Annotated in this window: 13 protein-coding genes and 3 pseudogenes; all 16 read right to left on the reverse strand. The window is 42.3% G+C overall.

What is annotated here, in order from left to right:
• Positions 1–308 precede the first annotated feature (308 nt).
• On the reverse strand, positions 309–1,451 hold the full coding sequence (gene wecB / locus PROCOU_RS04580; protein WP_036069968.1) for a non-hydrolyzing UDP-N-acetylglucosamine 2-epimerase: 1,143 nt from the start codon (positions 1,449–1,451) through the stop codon (positions 309–311).
• Between the two features lie 59 nt (positions 1,452–1,510).
• Positions 1,511–2,140: a uracil phosphoribosyltransferase gene (upp, locus tag PROCOU_RS04585; protein ID WP_036069970.1), complete on the reverse strand. Its 630-nt coding sequence runs from the start codon at positions 2,138–2,140 to the stop codon at positions 1,511–1,513.
• 236 nt (positions 2,141–2,376) lie between these two features.
• Positions 2,377–3,618: a serine hydroxymethyltransferase gene (glyA, locus tag PROCOU_RS04590; RefSeq protein WP_036069972.1), complete on the reverse strand. Its 1,242-nt coding sequence runs from the start codon at positions 3,616–3,618 to the stop codon at positions 2,377–2,379.
• Between the two features lie 272 nt (positions 3,619–3,890).
• On the reverse strand, positions 3,891–4,301 hold the full coding sequence (locus PROCOU_RS04595) for a low molecular weight protein arginine phosphatase (protein ID WP_036069974.1): 411 nt from the start codon (positions 4,299–4,301) through the stop codon (positions 3,891–3,893).
• Position 4,302: 1 nt separating this feature from the next.
• Positions 4,303–5,349 carry an L-threonylcarbamoyladenylate synthase gene (locus PROCOU_RS04600; protein ID WP_036069976.1) on the reverse strand — a complete coding sequence of 349 codons (1,047 nt, stop codon included), beginning with the start codon at positions 5,347–5,349 and terminating at the stop codon, positions 4,303–4,305.
• A 303-nt stretch (positions 5,350–5,652) separates the two neighbouring features.
• Positions 5,653–6,507: pseudogene (prmC, locus tag PROCOU_RS04605) on the reverse strand (peptide chain release factor N(5)-glutamine methyltransferase).
• 1 nt (position 6,508) lies between these two features.
• Positions 6,509–7,587 (reverse strand): annotated as a pseudogene (gene prfA, locus PROCOU_RS04610) (peptide chain release factor 1).
• A gap of 33 nt (positions 7,588–7,620) precedes the next feature.
• Positions 7,621–8,193: a thymidine kinase gene (locus PROCOU_RS04615; RefSeq protein WP_036069984.1), complete on the reverse strand. Its 573-nt coding sequence runs from the start codon at positions 8,191–8,193 to the stop codon at positions 7,621–7,623.
• A 117-nt stretch (positions 8,194–8,310) separates the two neighbouring features.
• A complete protein-coding gene (gene thrB / locus PROCOU_RS04620; RefSeq protein WP_077913323.1) occupies positions 8,311–9,177 on the reverse strand; it encodes a homoserine kinase in 867 nt (288 codons plus the stop codon).
• Entirely contained in the window at positions 9,177–10,235 is a 1,059-nt protein-coding gene (gene thrC, locus PROCOU_RS04625; protein ID WP_036069978.1) for a threonine synthase, read from the reverse strand. Before thrC ends, thrB begins: the two co-directional genes overlap by 1 nt.
• Positions 10,236–10,238: 3 nt before the next feature.
• A complete protein-coding gene (locus tag PROCOU_RS04630; protein WP_036069979.1) occupies positions 10,239–11,525 on the reverse strand; it encodes a homoserine dehydrogenase in 1,287 nt (428 codons plus the stop codon).
• Positions 11,526–11,742: 217 nt separating this feature from the next.
• Entirely contained in the window at positions 11,743–13,095 is a 1,353-nt protein-coding gene (gene gorA / locus PROCOU_RS04635; RefSeq protein ID WP_036069981.1) for a glutathione-disulfide reductase, read from the reverse strand.
• Positions 13,096–13,318: 223 nt separating this feature from the next.
• Entirely contained in the window at positions 13,319–13,564 is a 246-nt protein-coding gene (locus PROCOU_RS04640; RefSeq protein WP_036065627.1) for a type B 50S ribosomal protein L31, read from the reverse strand.
• Positions 13,565–13,666: 102 nt separating this feature from the next.
• Positions 13,667–14,938, reverse strand: a complete 1,272-nt coding sequence (gene rho / locus PROCOU_RS04645; protein WP_036069983.1) for a transcription termination factor Rho — start codon at positions 14,936–14,938, stop codon at positions 13,667–13,669.
• Positions 14,939–15,128: 190 nt separating this feature from the next.
• Positions 15,129–16,401 (reverse strand): annotated as a pseudogene (locus tag PROCOU_RS04650) (UDP-N-acetylglucosamine 1-carboxyvinyltransferase).
• Between the two features lie 29 nt (positions 16,402–16,430).
• The coding region (locus PROCOU_RS18025) for a hypothetical protein (RefSeq protein ID WP_208855800.1) at positions 16,431–16,733 on the reverse strand (303 nt) is incomplete at its 5' end.

Genomic DNA, 16,733 nt, shown 5'->3' on the forward strand with positions numbered 1-16,733 from the left:
CTGTTCGAATAGAACATAAGCCACAGTCCCAATATACATACAAGCAAAGCGAACATGTAATCCTTCCCGACTGTTCGAATAGAACATAAGCCACAGTCCCAATATACATACAAGCAAAGCGAACATGTAATCCTTATGAAATCTTCTGAACACAAGCGCTTTGATTCGATTAGTGCGAAGTAAGATTTACAAAAGGAGTCGTGATATCTTGCTTATTTTTGTGTAAAAATGAGTTCTATCTCCACCTCCGGCAATTCACTAAAAAAAAGACCATCCTCCTTGTCAAAACAAAAGATGGTCGAATGCTATTATACTGTGTAATCTGATGGACGTTCGGTTGTTTTTTTGAAATGGAATTTGATGGCTTCTAAAATGCGAGCGGAGGCTTCACCGTCACCATATGGATTGTTCGCATTAGCCATTTTAAGATAGGCATCTTTGTTATCTAGTAAGTCAAAAGCTTCTTTTTTCAAATCTTCTTTCGCCGTACCGATAAGTTTTAAGGTCCCAGCTTCTACACCTTCTGGTCGTTCGGTTGTATCCCGTAAAACTAAAACGGGCACTCCCATTCCTGGTGCTTCTTCTTGTACGCCACCTGAATCAGTGAACACAAGATACGATTTCTTTAAGAAGTTATGAAAGTCGATAGCGTCTAACGGCTCAATAAGATGAATACGTGGATGACCGCCAAGAATCGCTGTTGCTTTTTCGCGAACGGCTGGGTTCATATGCATCGGGTACACAATTTCCACATCTTCGCGGGCCTCTGCTACTTCACGAACAGCCTCAAAAATCCCCTGCATCGGTGCACCTAGGTTCTCGCGACGATGTGCCGTCATTAGGATTAATCGATTGTCTCCTAGCCCATCAAGAATAGGATGATGATAATCTTCTTGAACTGTTGTTTTCAGCGCATCAATAGCTGTATTACCCGTAACAAAAATAGCATCTGGGTTTTTACCTTCATCTAGCAGGTTCTGTTTAGATTGTGATGTCGGCGAGAAGTGAAGATCGGCCATCACACCTGTCAGTTGGCGATTTGCTTCTTCTGGGAATGGTGAATACTTATTCCATGTGCGCAAGCCAGCCTCTACATGACCAATTGCCGTTTGATTATAAAAAGCTGCTAAAGCCGCCGCAAAGCTTGTTGTTGTATCACCGTGAACAAGAACAATATCAGGCTTTTCTTCTGCGATAACATCATTCAGGCCTTGCATTGCACGCGTTGTGATATCAGTTAATGTTTGTTGTTTCTGCATGATATTTAAGTCAACATCTGGCTGCACATTGAAAATATCCAGCACTTGGTCTAACATTTCGCGATGTTGCGCTGTAATAACGACGCGGGACTCGAAAAATTCTTTTTGTTTTTCGAATTCTAAAACGAGTGGAGCCATTTTTATTGCTTCAGGTCGTGTTCCGAAAACACTCATCACTTTAATTTTACTCATAGTTCCCAACCCTTTCTGAAAAAACGAGGAAACCCTTGCTTCCCCGCTTCATGTTTCTATTATTTTGTGCCAAACAAGCGGTCACCAGCGTCGCCAAGCCCTGGGATAATGTAGCCATGTTCATCTAATTTTTCATCCAAACCAGCTACGAAAATATCTACATCAGGATGTGCCTCTTGTAATGCTTTAATTCCCTCTGGAGCAGCAACTAAACACATAAATTTCATATTTTTAGCGCCACGTTTTTTCAAGCAATCAATAGCCATGATTGCTGATCCCCCTGTTGCAAGCATTGGGTCAACTACAATGAATAGTCTCTCGTCTACATCAGATGGTAACTTTACAAAATACTCTACCGGTTCTAGTGTATCGTGATCACGGTATAATCCAACATGTCCAACTTTTGCAGCTGGGATGAGCGTTAGGATCCCATCTGCCATTCCAAGACCTGCGCGTAAAATTGGAACAACTCCAAGCTTTTTACCTGCGATTGTTTTTGCGGGTGTTTTTTGTAGTGGTGTTTCAACGATTGTATCTTCTAACTCTACATCGCGTGTAATTTCATATGCCATTAAGGTTGCAACCTCATTTACTAATTCACGAAATGCCTTTGTTCCGGTATCTTTGTCGCGGATAATTGTTAGTTTATGTTGAACTAATGGATGATCTATTACTTGTACTTTTGCCATTGTATTCGCTCCTTTAAGGTAAATTTCCTTCTCTTATTGTATCAGAGAATCGCTCTTGTGCAAGTATTAAATCGTTTCGACAAAAATGCTACAAAAAAGAGGTTGAGCTAAACCCCGAACAAGCTAAAAATCGCCCTACCCATTATCTGGGTAAGACGAAGATTACGCTAGACACAAATAGAGCGAAAGCGTTTGTATTCAGGGGAGTTATTTGGTTTATGCTCCCCTTGTATTTCCTATAATGATGGGTATAATGGATATTCTGCTGTAATCTTTGCTACTTCTTGTCTCACCTCAGCATGTACTGCTTCATCTTCTAAATTATGCAACACTTTCGCAATGAGTTTGCCGACTCTGGCAATAGCAGCTTCATCAAAGCCGCGTGTTGTTACAGCCGCAACACCAACACGGATTCCACTCGTCACGAATGGGCTCTCTGTTTCGAATGGAATTGTATTTTTATTTACAGTAAGACCGACATCATCAAGCACTGCTTCTGCCGCTTTTCCAGTCAGACCTAGTGGTTTTAAATCGATTAATAGTAAATGGTTATCCGAACCACCTGTTAGGACAGTCACACCATTCTCTTGTAATGTTTTTGCTAGTTGTTTTGAATTTTTTATAATATTTTCGCTATAGGTCGTGAATTCAGGTTGTAATGCCTCACCAAATGCAACTGCTTTCGCTGCGATAACATGCATTAATGGGCCACCTTGAATTCCTGGAAAAATCGCTTTGTTAAGTTTTGCTTCCCATTCTGCTTTTGCTAAAATCATACCGCCACGTGGACCTCGCAATGTTTTATGTGTTGTTGTTGTTACGAAATCTGCGTATGGAACTGGGTTTTGGTGGTGGCCTGTTGCAACAAGACCTGCGATATGTGCCATGTCCACCATTAAGTATGCGCCAACTTCATCTGCGATTTCACGGAATTTAGCGAAATCGATTGCACGTGGATAAGCACTTGCTCCCGCAACAATCATTTTTGGCTTATGTTCTAGTGCAATTTCACGAACTTTGTCATAATCAATTTGTTTTGTTTCTTCATCCACACCATAGGCTACGAATTTGTATAATTCACCACTAAAATTCGCTGGGCTTCCATGTGTTAAATGTCCACCATGAGATAAATTCATTCCAAGGACAACATCCCCTGGTTTCAGTGTCGCGTGATATACTGCCATATTTGCTTGTGCACCAGAGTGAGGTTGAACGTTTGCGTATTCTGCACCAAATAATTGTTTCGCGCGATCACGGGCTAAATTCTCTACAATATCAACATATTCACAACCGCCGTAGTAACGTTTGCCAGGATAACCTTCTGCGTATTTGTTCGTCAAAACAGAGCCCATTGCTTCCATAACCTGTTCTGTTACGAAATTCTCCGATGCGATTAACTCAATATTATTGCGCTGTCTGCCTAACTCTAACTCAATTGCGTCAAAAACTGCTTTGTCGTGCTTTTGTAGATAAACCATGTGTGGATCCCCATCCTTTTCTCAAATGATTAGTAAAGCTTCGTACATGGTTTAATAATCCCTCATTCCAGCTTAAATTGCAAGTATTTTCGCGCAAGATTAACTAATTCTAAATAGTGAGGTAATTCACAAGCATAAAAGAACAAACAAGACCGTCAGCCTCAGCAGAATTAGTTAGCACGCGCAGTGAAAACCACTTTTTGCGGAGCCCACGAAAATTCCAAGAGACTGACTGATAGAGCTAGAAAATATGAGGACACTAAAAGTAAGCTCTAAACATCTAATAAGAATCTTCGTGTAATCATTTCTTCTAACTCCGCAAAAGCATACTCATAATCCGCCTTACTACCGCCATACGGATCTGCTACATCAAAATCGTACGGCGAAATCAGCTCCGTTTTTTTGTTTGGAAATTTATCCACAAGGGTGCGCCGATGTTGTTCTGTCATCACAAAAATTTTATCTGCTTGTTCCACCAGCTCATCAGTCAATGGTTTTGCGATGTGATAGGTGGGTAATCCATGCTCTTGTAGCACCTCTTTTGATTGCATCGACATCGGCGCCCCAGCTATAGCTATAATTCCAGCTGAACGAACCTCCCATTCAGGTTTGAACCACTGCAATATTTTTTCTGCCATTGGGCTTCTACAAGTATTTCCAGTGCACACAAATAAAATTTTCATGCTAATTTTCCTCACTTTGTTTAATATAGCGTCCGCCTGCTGCCTTATCAAGACGATTCATTACCGCTTCGCCAATTCCCACTTTCTCAAATGGTTCTGTATAAATAAGTGTCACAGGAGTATGATCAAAATAACGTAAGCGGTCATATAGCCGGTAAGCAATCTCCTCTGGATGAGCCTTACTCCCAAGCCCTATCATGTATTCTGACTTCCGTAAATGCTCCTCTAATTCATCAGATACTAGTACACCAACGACCTCTCCGCGTTTTTCTGCTAAATCAATCTGTTTTTGGAAAAATGTCGTATCTCCCTTAACAATTGCTAAAGGAGCTTTGGGCGCGTAATGCGTGTATTTCATTCCCGGCGCTTTCGGTGCTTCTTGCTGTGTCATTTCCTTCGCTTCTGAAATAACCGGACCAATCACAGCCTCAATTTCCTCTTGCGAAATGCCTCCCGGTCGCAAAATAGCTGGGGGTTCAAGTGTACAATCAATGACCGTAGATTCCAAACCCACACCCGTTTTGCCAGCAAAGACGATACCAGAAATACGCCCTAATAAATCTTCAGCCACGTGTTCGCCGGATGTCGGGCTTGGCTTTCCCGATTGATTAGCACTTGGAGCTGCAACAGGAATCCCAGCCACCGCCAAAAGTCCAAGAGCAACAGGATGCTCTGGCATGCGAACGCCAACGCTATCCAAACCTGCCGTCACATTGGTAGCCAGTCGCTCTGGCTGTAGAGGTAAAATAATCGTCAGCGGACCGGGCCAAAACTCTTTCATTAGTTTTTTTGCGTTGCTCGGGATTTTTTGAACGAATTCATGGATTTGTGATTGGTCCGCTACGTGAACGATAAGAGGATTATCTGATGGTCGCCCTTTCGCTTCATAAATCTTAGCTACTGCTTGTTCATTTGTAGCATCTGCGCCAATTCCATAAACGGTCTCAGTAGGGAAGGCCACGGTTTCTCCCGCTTGCAAAAGCTTTGCTGCTTCGAGGTACGTCTGAATTTCATTCTCCTTTGTTACATGCCAAATCTTAGTTTCCATTAGGATTTGCTCCTTTACATTGCTTTAATCTTATTTTACCGTTTCTGATGTCATTTTTATAGTCTAAGCTTGCTTTATTTAAAAATTAGAATGTTGCTCACCTAGTTATCCCCAAACTGTGGATAATAACTTTGTCAATGTGGATAAGTAATTGTGAATCTGTGGATAATGTGCATAAGTGTGTTGATAACTGATTTTTAATTATTAAGGTTCGATTAAAAAAATTTTTTTGCACAAAGTTTTATCCCCAATGTTGTGGATAAATATAGCCAAGAAAAAAGCATCTCTTAGATAGAAATGCTTCTATATCAGTTCATTAGAGCAAATAACCATTCGATCTTTGCCATTTATGTCTTGTTTAACAATAACGTTGGCTTGTGGAAAACTTTTTTCTAGCAGTTTTTTCACTGCTTGGCCTTGTGCATAACCTATTTCCATTCCAATCCAAAAACAATTATCCACAATATCTGGCAAATTTTTAATAAGTCGTTCGTAAATTGCTAAACCATCATTTGGCGCGAATAATGCTAGTTCTGGTTCATTTTCTAGCACATATTTCGACATTTCCACACGCTCAGATTCTGCAATATAAGGCGGATTCGCTAAGATTACGTCAAATTTTTCCCCAGTTTTTTGAAAATATTCTACTAAATCACTGTGGATAAATCGGACATCTGTTTCCAGTCGCGCATTGTTTTGCTCAGCAATTTGAAGTGCTTCTTTAGAAATATCAGAACCAGTAATATCACACGAAGGGAATATTGCTTTCAATGTAATCGGGATAATGCCACTACCAGTACAGATGTCCAAAAGATGCTGGATACGGGTCGGATTTTGTTCGATATACTTTTCCGCCGCATAAACGAGCTCCTCGGTTTCTGGACGCGGAATGAGGACGCTCGGTGTGACATAAAAATCGCGTCCATAAAAGGAGCCACTTCCAAAATGTACTGAACTGGCTCTCCTCCTATATAACGCGCGAAATCGTTATCAAATTGTTTTTTTTTCGCTCACGTTCATTTCTCGGTCCAACGACATCCATAGCTCAGAACGTGTCAGACCTAACCTCGTTTCGATGATAATTTCAGCGATGTTAAGATCTAATTTGCGAACGGTCAATTCGGCTTTTGCTTGGTGCAAGACTTCGGCAATTGTCATCTTACATACCATCGCTTAAATGGTCAAGACGGCTCGTTTGATCTTCCAAAATAAGTGCATCGATAACCTCATCTAGCTTACCTTCCATAATTTGATCGAGTTTCTGAATCGTCAAACCAATACGGTGGTCAGTCACTCGATTCTGTGGATAATTATACGTCCGAATTCGCTCAGAACGGTCACCAGTACCGACCGCAGATTTCCGATGCGTATCATACTCTTCCTGTGCCTCACGCTCAAATTTATCAAAAATACGGGCTCTCAAAATTTTCATTGCCTTCTCTTTATTCTTAATTTGGGAACGTTCATCTTGCATCGAAACAACAATCCCCGTCGGAATGTGTGTCAAACGCACTGCGGACATCGTCGTATTAACGCTTTGTCCGCCGGCACCACTAGACGCAAAAGTATCCGTACGAATTTCACTATCTTTAATATCAATTTCAACATCTTCTGCTTCTGGCAAAATCGCAACTGTCGCTGTCGATGTATGAATCCGACCGCCTGACTCAGTTTCTGGTACACGCTGTACACGGTGAGCACCATTTTCGTATTTTAAACGAGAATAAGCTCCAGATCCGTTAATCAATACGATAATCTCTTTATAACCGCCAATTCCCGTAGCATTTGCTTCCATTACTTCCGCTTTCCAACCGCGCGATTCAGCGTAACGTGAATACATCCGGAATAAATCCCCGGCAAATAATGCAGCTTCATCACCACCAGCAGCACCACGAATTTCCATAATTACATTTTTGTCATCATTTGGGTCTTTTGGAACGAGTAAGAGCTTCAATCTTTCTTCCAAGTCCGTCTTTTTTTTGTGTCAATTCGTTAAATTCCTCTTTGACCATTTCTTTCATATCATCATCGAGTTTTTCGTTCATCATTTCGCGCGTTTCTGCAAGTCCCTCAGTCACATCTTTATACTCTCGATATGTCTCGACTGTTTCAGTAATGCTAGATTGCTCTTTGGAATAGTCTCGTAATTTTTTTTGCGTCACTAACTACATTCGGGTCGCTCAGCAACTCATTTAGCTCATCATAACGATCTTCCACTGCTTGTAAACGATCATACATTTAGGTTCACCTCATTTTTTAGTTGTCAAAAATTTAAATTGATGGGTTGGCGTGACATTTTCGGCACACTGGATAATAGCGATCATTACCACCGATCATGATTTGGTCACCTTTATACATTGGTTTTCCTTCCTCATCGACACGCAGTACCATTGTTGCCTTCTTCGTGCAGAACCAACAAACAGTCTTCATTTCTTCAATTTTATCTGCATATAGTAATAAATATTTAGAACCCTCGAAAAGCTCATTTTGAAAATCGTTTTTTAGACCGTATGCAATAACTGGGATATTAAGCCCATCTGCAATTTCTGCTAGTTGTAAAATATGCTTTTTCTCCAAAAATTGCGACTCGTCAAGCAGAACACAATATGGTTTCGGATCTATTTTTACAACTTCATCATGTAGATTCGTTGCTGAAAATACTGGGATTGCCTCGCGTTTCAAACCAATTCGGCTCGAAATCACACCAACTTGATCCCGATTATCAATCCCTGATGTAAAAATAACGACCGGCTTGTTTTGCTCCTCATAATTATGCGCTACTTTTAAAATTTCAATTGTTTTACCACTATTCATCGAACCATATCTAAAGAAAAGCTGTGCCATTCCCTCAAAACCTCTCATTTCCATGTTAAAAACTCTTTTTCATTCTATCATAGCGCGGAAATTGGAACAACAAAAACTACGAGTAAAGCGAAAAACAGTGCTTTACTCGTAGTTTCATTATGAGAATATCGTAGAGCCATTACCTTCTACATTTAGCGAAAGCACGCTGGCCGTTTGATCGAATTCTTCCATAATCTTAATTAAATTTGCAGCTTCTGTCTTTGGCGCAAAAATTAAAATTGTCGGGCCTGCACCACTTAGACAGGCTGCATAAGCACCATTCGCTTTTGTCAACTTACGAAGTGGAGCAAGATGCGGTACAAGTTTTGCGCGGTAATTCTCATGCCATAAATCGCGTTCCATCATGTCGCCAGCTAGTCTTAAATCGTTTTGCAATAGTGCCGCTATCATCACATTAGCGATACTGCTCGCTTTGACAGCTTCTTTGTAAGGAAGTTCGGCTGGTAAAACACCACGGCTTTCACTTGTTAGAAGTGCCTCCTGTGGGATAAAAGCGAGTAATGCACAATCCGGGAAAAGATGCCTAACGTAGAAATCTTCTCCATCCAATTTTGCGCCTACAACAAAATTACCTAGCACTGCTGGAGCAACATTATCAGGATGACCTTCAATTTCCGCAGCAATCTCCACTTTACGTTCCGGCGTCAATTCTAAATTAGCGAGGATATTGGCGAGCTCAATGCCTGCTACAACAGCTGCTGAACTACTTCCAAGTCCGCGCGCCGCTGGAATATCACAAATCATTTTTAGATTGTGCGGTGTAAGATTCGGCGCAATACTAAGTGCAGTTTCGATGATGACGTTTGACGCGTCCATCGGGATTCCATCCCCTAGATCATGCGCAATGTGCCATTCTGTTGTTAGCTCCAAAACTTCTAGCGTCAAGTAGAGCGATAGCGCAAGACCGCACGAATCAAAACCTGGTCCAAGATTCGCTGTTGTAGCCGGAACTTGGATTCTAATCATTTCGTCACGCCTCCACGTAAGTAATCACGCATTGCGTCCACACCTTCCACATGTGAAATTGGAACTTCATGCACGCTCATTGCCGTATCTGGGTCTTTTAAGCCGTTCCCAGTGAACACACACACAACTGTCTCACCTTGCTTAATCGCACCACTCTTCACATGTTGGATAACACCAGCCAGCGATGCCGCAGAACCCGGTTCAATGAACACACCGTCTTGCGCCGCGACTTTTTTGTATGCATTTATAATCTCATCATCCGTTACAGAATGAATATAGCCTTTTGACTCATCACGCGCGGCCTCAGCCAATTCCCAACTTGCTGGGTTACCAATCCGAATCGCTGTCGCAATCGTCTCAGGATTCTTAATTGGAGTGCCTTGAACAATCGCCGCTGCACCTTCCGCTTCAAAACCATGCATCCGAGGTAAGCCGACACCAAAATGTCCGTCCCATTCCTTAAAACCTTTCCAATAAGCTGAAATATTTCCCGCATTCCCAACCGGAATCGCAAGCACATCCGGCGCTTTGCCACCTAATTGTTCGCAAATCTCGAATGCAGCTGTTTTCTGACCTTCCAATCGGTACGGATTAACCGAGTTAACAAGTGCTACAGCTTCCGTTTTAGCAAGCTCGCGAACCGCGTCCAACGCCTCATCAAAGTTTCCTTTAATCGCGATAATATCTGCCCCATACATCACAGCCTGCGCCAACTTGCCAAGCGCTACTTTCCCATCCGGAATCACGACGTACGCCCTCATTCCCGCACGAGTAGCATATGCAGCTGCAGCAGCCGATGTGTTCCCTGTTGAAGCACAAATAACCGCCGTTGCTCCCTCTTCCTTCGCCTTCGCAACAGCCATCACCATACCACGATCTTTAAACGAGCCCGTCGGATTTAACCCTTCATATTTGCCATACAGCGTCACACCAAGCTCTTTCGACAAATTCGGCAATGGAATAAGCGGTGTATTCCCTTCTGCTAAGCCAATTAGCGGTGTGTTTTCAGTAATCGGTAAATAATCCTTGTATCTTTTCAGTAATCCTTCGTACATTATTTATCCCTCCACAACTTGATATTTCGCTTCGACTTGCATTTGCGGTTCCAGTTTCACTTTTTCAATCGCTTGTTCCAGTTGCGCTTTACTTGTCGTGTGCGTTACAACAACAACAGTTGCCGTAAATTCATCCAGTGGCTCCTGCAAAATCTTATCAAAACCAACTCCTGCTTCCGCAAAAATTTGCGTTAACTTAAGGAATGTCCCGGTTTTATCATCCATGACAATTCTTAAATAATACTTCGAGAAAATTTCTTCAGGCACTGTTTGTTTCGTATCATGTTTATAGCTATTAAACGCATTACCAGTAGTACCTAAATTACTATTCTTTGCAACCGTAATAATATCGCTGACTACGCTCGTAGCTGTTGGCAATTCACCAGCACCCGGTCCATAATACATCGTCTCGCCAGCCGCAGCACCCGTGACAAAAACCGCGTTATTCTCGTTATTCACGCCCGCCATCGGATGATATTTCGGCAAGAGCACAGGTCCGACGCTAACCGCCACTGAGCCGTTCTTCTCCTCCGCTGTACCGACCAATTTAATCACGTATTTCAACTGCTCAGCAACTTCCATGTCACGTGGCGCAATCCCACGAATTCCGACCGTATCCACGTCAGCTAAATCCACATTCATACCAAACGCTAATCGCGTCAAAATTACCATTTTACGAGCTGCATCAATACCGTCCACATCATTCGTCGGGTCTGATTCTGCAAAACCTAGATCCTGCGCCTCTTTCAGAACATCCTCGTAACTCCGCTTATCCGTCTTCATTTTTGTCAACATGAAGTTCGTCGTTCCATTGACGATTCCCATAACTTTCTGAATTTTATCAGCTGCAAGACCGTTCACGATTGTCCGTAAAATCGGAATCCCACCGGCAACACTCGCTTCATAGAATAAATCACATTTATTCGCCTGCGCCACAGCAATCAACTCATCACCATGTAACGCAATTAAATCTTTATTCGCCGTCACAACATGTTTCCCTGCTTTAAGTGCCTGTAAAACATACTCTCGCGCTGGTTCAATACTTCCCATAACTTCCACAACTACCGCAATAGCTGGATCATCTAAAATATCGGAGGGCTCCGTGGTCAAGCTAAATCCTTTCGTCTCGTAACGACGATTTTTCTCTAAGTCACGCACGAGAACCGTTTTAACGCTCACTTGGTAGCCAGTCATCTGACTAATTTTCTCTGCATGCTCTTCTAAAATGTGAATAACACCACTACCAACCGTTCCAAACCCTAAAATCCCAACTTCTAATTTCGCTTCCACTTGTCAACCTCCTCAGTTATAAACCATGTAATTATGCTTATTATACGCAATTTCCCCCCATAAAGCAAAGGCTTATTTGACATATCAGAATATTCATTTAGGACATTGTTCACAAAAGAGCTACGAACCATCTCTAATTCAACAAAATAAAAGCACCTGTATTTAGGGCATGCAAGCAATAAGCTAACAATAACCCCCAATTATAGGTGCTTCTTAATTAACGCATCGTGACAAATTCCTCAGAACCAGTTGGATGAATTGCGACTGTGTTATCAAAATCAGCTTTTGTCGCACCCATTTTCATTGCAACGGCAAATCCTTGAATCATCTCATCCACGCCTGTTCCAATACCGTGTAAGCCTACCACTTTCTCATTGTCTCCAGCACATACCAACTTCATTCGGCACGGTTCGCGATGTTCCGTAATCGCAGTATACATCGACGTAAATGAGGACGTATAAACTTTCACCTGTGTTTCACCGTATTTTTCAAGCGCCTCTGGTTCCGTCAAGCCAACCGTTCCAATCGCGGGATGACTAAAAACAACCGTCGGGATTAGATTATAATCTAAATGCTCATTCAATTTACCATTAAATAACCGCTCCGATAACCTGCGCCCCGCTGCAATTGCAACTGGTGTCAACTCAATATGACCCGTAATATCCCCAACTGCATAAATACCTGGAACCGCCGTATTTTGGAATTTATCTACCTTGATATATCCTTTTTTATCAAGTTCTACTGCTGTTGTCGCTAAATTTAACGATTCAGTCACCGGTTTTCTACCAATCGCCCAAATTAATTTCTCTACCGTTTGTGTTCTGCCATCCTCCAAATGAAGCGTCACTGTTCCATCCTCATTGCTAGTAACTTCTTTTGGAATTGCCTCTGTATGAAGTGTCGGTCCATGTTCCTTCATGACTTCTACCAATGTATCCACTAATAACGGGTCAAAATGGCGTAGCGGTGCATGTTTCCGGACAAACAGATGCGTCTCCACGCCAAAACCTTGCAACACGCCAGCAATTTCCACCGCAATGTACCCTGCACCAACAACTGCAACGCTCTTCGGCAACTTCGTCCATTCAAAAAAGCCATCTGAATCTGTTCCAAAGTTTGCGCCAGGAACATCTGGCCAAGCTGGCTTCCCACCCGTTGCAATCAATATATGATCTGCCGTATAATGCGTACCATTCACCTCAATCGTGTGCTCATCAACAAACGATGCATATCCTTTTAAGATATCTACCTTATTGTTATCGAGTCCGCGCTGATACGAGCCATGAATTCGCTCTATATATGCCTCACGGTTTTCCACCAATTTCGCAAAATTAAAATCCTCTTGCTTCACACTGAACCCGTAGTCAGGTGCATACTTGTGCATTGCTTCAGAAATTTGAGCACCATACCACATCACTTTTTTGGGAACGCAACCAACATTCACGCACGTTCCACCGAGATTCTTTGGTTCTACAAGAGCACACTTCATACCGTAACTAGCCGCGCGATTCACCGATGAAATTCCACCACTTCCTCCGCCAATCGCTATATAATCATAATGTTCTACCACATGATAACCTCCTCATTTATATCTCTCCCCCAATTTTAACCCAAGCAAGGTTGAATTGAAAATGTTTGGATTGGCAAGGAAGTTATATTTATTACGTAATCAGCAAATACATCGCGCGCACACGATTAGAAGAACTAATCGATCACTTCTTTCACACTTATGTCGGATCTATGTTTCTAGTAGTCCTATCAAATAAAAAAGCCACCCAAAAGGGTGACTTTTTTTATTTGATGCCGTATTTCTTGTTGAAACGATCGACACGTCCATCGGCTGTCGCATGTTTTTGTTTACCAGTATAGAATGGGTGAGAATCAGAACTGATTTCGACACGTAGTAATGGATACTCGTTGCCATCTTCCCATTGAATAGTTTCGTTCGAGCCCTTAGTAGAACCAGAAAGAAATTTGAAATCTGTACTAGTATCAAGAAATACCACTTGACGGTATTCCGGGTGAATTCCAGCTTTCATTGTTTTCAACTCCTTCGCCCTGAATCATCTGAAACAGAGTAATTTCTGCACAATTGCACACAGTAAAACCATTATAACAATGCTTTTCTATTTTAGCAAGGCTTATTTTTTAAACATTTCTGTCTGGATAACTTCGAAAAAATCAGCATTTGTTGGCGTCTTTTTCAAATAGCGAATAAAACGTTCTGACATGTCGAGTGCATCGCCTTGAATGGGCATGATTTTGCGAATTTTCCACAATTGCTCTAAGTTCTCCTTTGGAAGTAAGAGTTCTTCTTTTCGTGTCCCTGAGCGACGAATATCAATCGCTGGGAAAACGCGACGCTCAGCCATCGCACGGTCGAGATGAAGTTCCATATTTCCAGTACCTTTAAACTCTTCGTAGATAACGTCATCCATTCGCGAACCTGTATCAACAAGAGCTGTGGCAAGGATTGTCAAGCTTCCACCTTCTTCGATATTTCGGGCAGCCCCGAAAAAACGCTTTGGTCTGTGGAATGCGGCCGGATCAATACCACCTGAGAGCGTACGTCCACTAGGCGGGATAACAAGATTATATGCGCGAGCCAGGCGGGTGATGCTATCCATCAAAATGATAACGTCCCGCTTCTGCTCAACAAGTCGCATCGCTCTTTCTAAAACGAGCTCAGCTACTTTTATATGATTCTCTGGCACTTCATCAAAAGTCGAACTAACCACCTCTGCCTTCACGGAACGCTCAATATCGGTTACTTCTTCTGGACGCTCATCGATAAGAAGCACGATAAGTTCTGCATCCGGACTGTTTTCCGTAATCGCATTCGCAATCTCCTTTAGAAGAATCGTTTTACCAGCTTTAGGCGGTGCTACAATCAGCCCACGTTGCCCAAAACCGATGGGTGAAATCATATCAATCATACGCGTAGAAATTGGATTTTGGCCAATCTCCATATGGATTTGGCGATCTGGATAAAGCGGTGTTAAACCTGGGAAGTGGACACGTTCTTTAGCGATTTCTGGGTTTTCACCATTAACCGCCTCGACATGAAGCAAACCAAAATAGCGTTCATTTTCTTTTGGTGGACGTACTTTTCCTGAAACTTTATCACCGGTTCTTAAGTCAAAACGTCTAATTTGAGAAGCCGATATGTAAATGTCTTCGGAACTCGCGGAATAATTGATGGGGCGCAGGAAGCCAAATCCTTCCGAGGCAATGATGTCAAGAACACCTTCCATGAAAAAGAATCCTTGTTTTTCAGCGCTTGCTTTTAGTAACGCAAAGCTAAGCTCTCTTTTTGTGAGCTTGCTATAGTACGGAATTTTATGTTCCTTAGCAAGTGCATAAATTTCTTTAATTGTCAGTTTTTCCAGATAGGAAATGGATATCTCCGGCATATAATTTGACCACCTTTTGGATTTTTTATAGAGAGGAATTTAGGAGAGCTGAGGGTAAAATGTTTTATGACTTATTCAGAAAATTCAAGTATGTTCTTAATTATTTATTGTCTCGCTATTATTTAGCTTATTATAAAGACTTATTGCCAACCTCAGTGGAGCGACAAGTGCTTGTCACTCCGCTTGATGGTTAGACGATTTCTTCGATGTAATTAACTTTGCTAATCTCCGCACCAATGCCTTCTAATTTCTCAATGATGCGTCCGTAGCCCCGTTCAATATGCTCGACACCATGAATTTCAGTTATGCCATCAGCACTTAATCCTGCAATAACAAGTGATGCGCCAGCCCGTAAATCAGACGCAGTTACTGTTGCCCCTTTTAAACGAGATGGACCGGTTATGACAGCAGCACGGCTTTGAAGCTTGAAACGCCCACCCATTCTTTTTAATTCGTCAATATGTTTAAAACGACTTGGATAAATGGTATCCGTTACGAGACTACTCCCGTGAGCGCCCGCCAATAGGGCTGTCATTGGTTGCTGCAAATCAGTCGGGAAGCCTGGATAAGCATATGTTTTAATGTCTACTTTTTTTTAACTCGCCACTTTTACCAATATAAGCGGAATCTTCATCCATTTCTATGGACACACCAGCTTCGACAAGCTTGGCTTTCACAGCCTCCATATGCGCTGGTATAATATTTTCAACTTTGATTCCAGAACCGGCTGCGGCTGCTAAAATCATGAATGTACCTGCCTCAATACGATCTGGAATGATAGTGTGACGGCATCCATGAAGGGACTCAACGCCTTCAATACGAATCGTATCTGTTCCGGCACCTTTTATTTTTGCACCCATACTTGTAAGAAGCGTTGCAACATCGATAATCTCTGGCTCTTTTGCCGCGTTTTCGATGACAGTTTTGCCAGTGGCTTTTACTGCAGCTAGCATAATATTAATTGTAGCTCCTACGCTCACAACATCTAAATATATGCGAGCACCTTTTAATTCCTCTGCACGCAAATAGATAGCACCTTGCTCGTTTGTAACTGTAGCTCCAAGTGCCTCAAATCCTTTTATGTGCTGATCAATGGGACGGGGACCTAAATAACATCCTCCTGGGAGACCGATAACTGCTTTTTTAAAACGACCTAACATGGCACCCATGAGGTAATAGGAAGCGCGTAATTTTTTTACGTTACCATTTGGTAGTGGTATATCAGTCAAATCGGATGGATCGATTGTTACAGCATCTGCACCTGCTTGAACCGTTCCACCAAGCTCTTCTAGAATCGCATACAATGTGTGTACATCGGATATATCTGGTAACCCTTCGATCGTTACGTCTGAATCGGCCAGAATTGTAGCAGGAATAAGCGCCACAGCACTATTTTTAGCACCATCGACACGCAATGTCCCTGTTAACTCTTTCCCACCTTTTATTACTAATTTTTCAACCATACCGTTCCTTCTTTCTAATTAAAAAGATTTCACTTGTTAATAATTATCCCTGATATTGAAGAAATTTGCAAATTGAAAAGCTGAAGAAGCCCGTTAGACCCGAAAAAATTTGTTAGGGGGCGCAGTAAAAGTCCTCTTTTGACTTTTATGGAGGTCACGAAAATTTCGAGGAGTTGGCCGTTGAAGCCGGATCTCATGAAAAGCTGAAGAAGCCCGTTAGGCTCGACAGAAATTGTTAGGGGGCGCAGTGAAAACCCTCTTTTGGTTTTTACGGAGGCACCGAAATTTCCGAGAGGCTGGCTTCTGAAGCTGGATCCGGAGGCGCTTTCACG

The organism is Listeria rocourtiae FSL F6-920, assembly GCF_000525975.1.
Taxonomy (GTDB): Bacteria; Bacillota; Bacilli; order Lactobacillales; family Listeriaceae; genus Listeria_A; species Listeria_A rocourtiae.

What these genes read in the sequence shown, in the direction of transcription:
- wecB (WP_036069968.1), bottom strand. Translation starts at nt 1,451, where the DNA reads ATGAGTAAAATTAAAGTGATGAGTGTTTTCGGAACACGACCTGAAGCA.
- upp (WP_036069970.1), bottom strand. Translation starts at nt 2,140, where the DNA reads ATGGCAAAAGTACAAGTAATAGATCATCCATTAGTTCAACATAAACTA.
- glyA (WP_036069972.1), bottom strand. Translation starts at nt 3,618, where the DNA reads ATGGTTTATCTACAAAAGCACGACAAAGCAGTTTTTGACGCAATTGAG.
- PROCOU_RS04595 (WP_036069974.1), bottom strand. Translation starts at nt 4,301, where the DNA reads ATGAAAATTTTATTTGTGTGCACTGGAAATACTTGTAGAAGCCCAATG.
- PROCOU_RS04600 (WP_036069976.1), bottom strand. Translation starts at nt 5,349, where the DNA reads ATGGAAACTAAGATTTGGCATGTAACAAAGGAGAATGAAATTCAGACG.
- PROCOU_RS04615 (WP_036069984.1), bottom strand. Translation starts at nt 8,193, where the DNA reads ATGGCACAGCTTTTCTTTAGATATGGTTCGATGAATAGTGGTAAAACA.
- thrC (WP_036069978.1), bottom strand. Translation starts at nt 10,235, where the DNA reads ATGTACGAAGGATTACTGAAAAGATACAAGGATTATTTACCGATTACT.
- PROCOU_RS04640 (WP_036065627.1), bottom strand. Translation starts at nt 13,564, where the DNA reads ATGAAAGCTGGAATTCACCCGGAATACCGTCAAGTGGTATTTCTTGAT.
- rho (WP_036069983.1), bottom strand. Translation starts at nt 14,938, where the DNA reads ATGCCGGAGATATCCATTTCCTATCTGGAAAAACTGACAATTAAAGAA.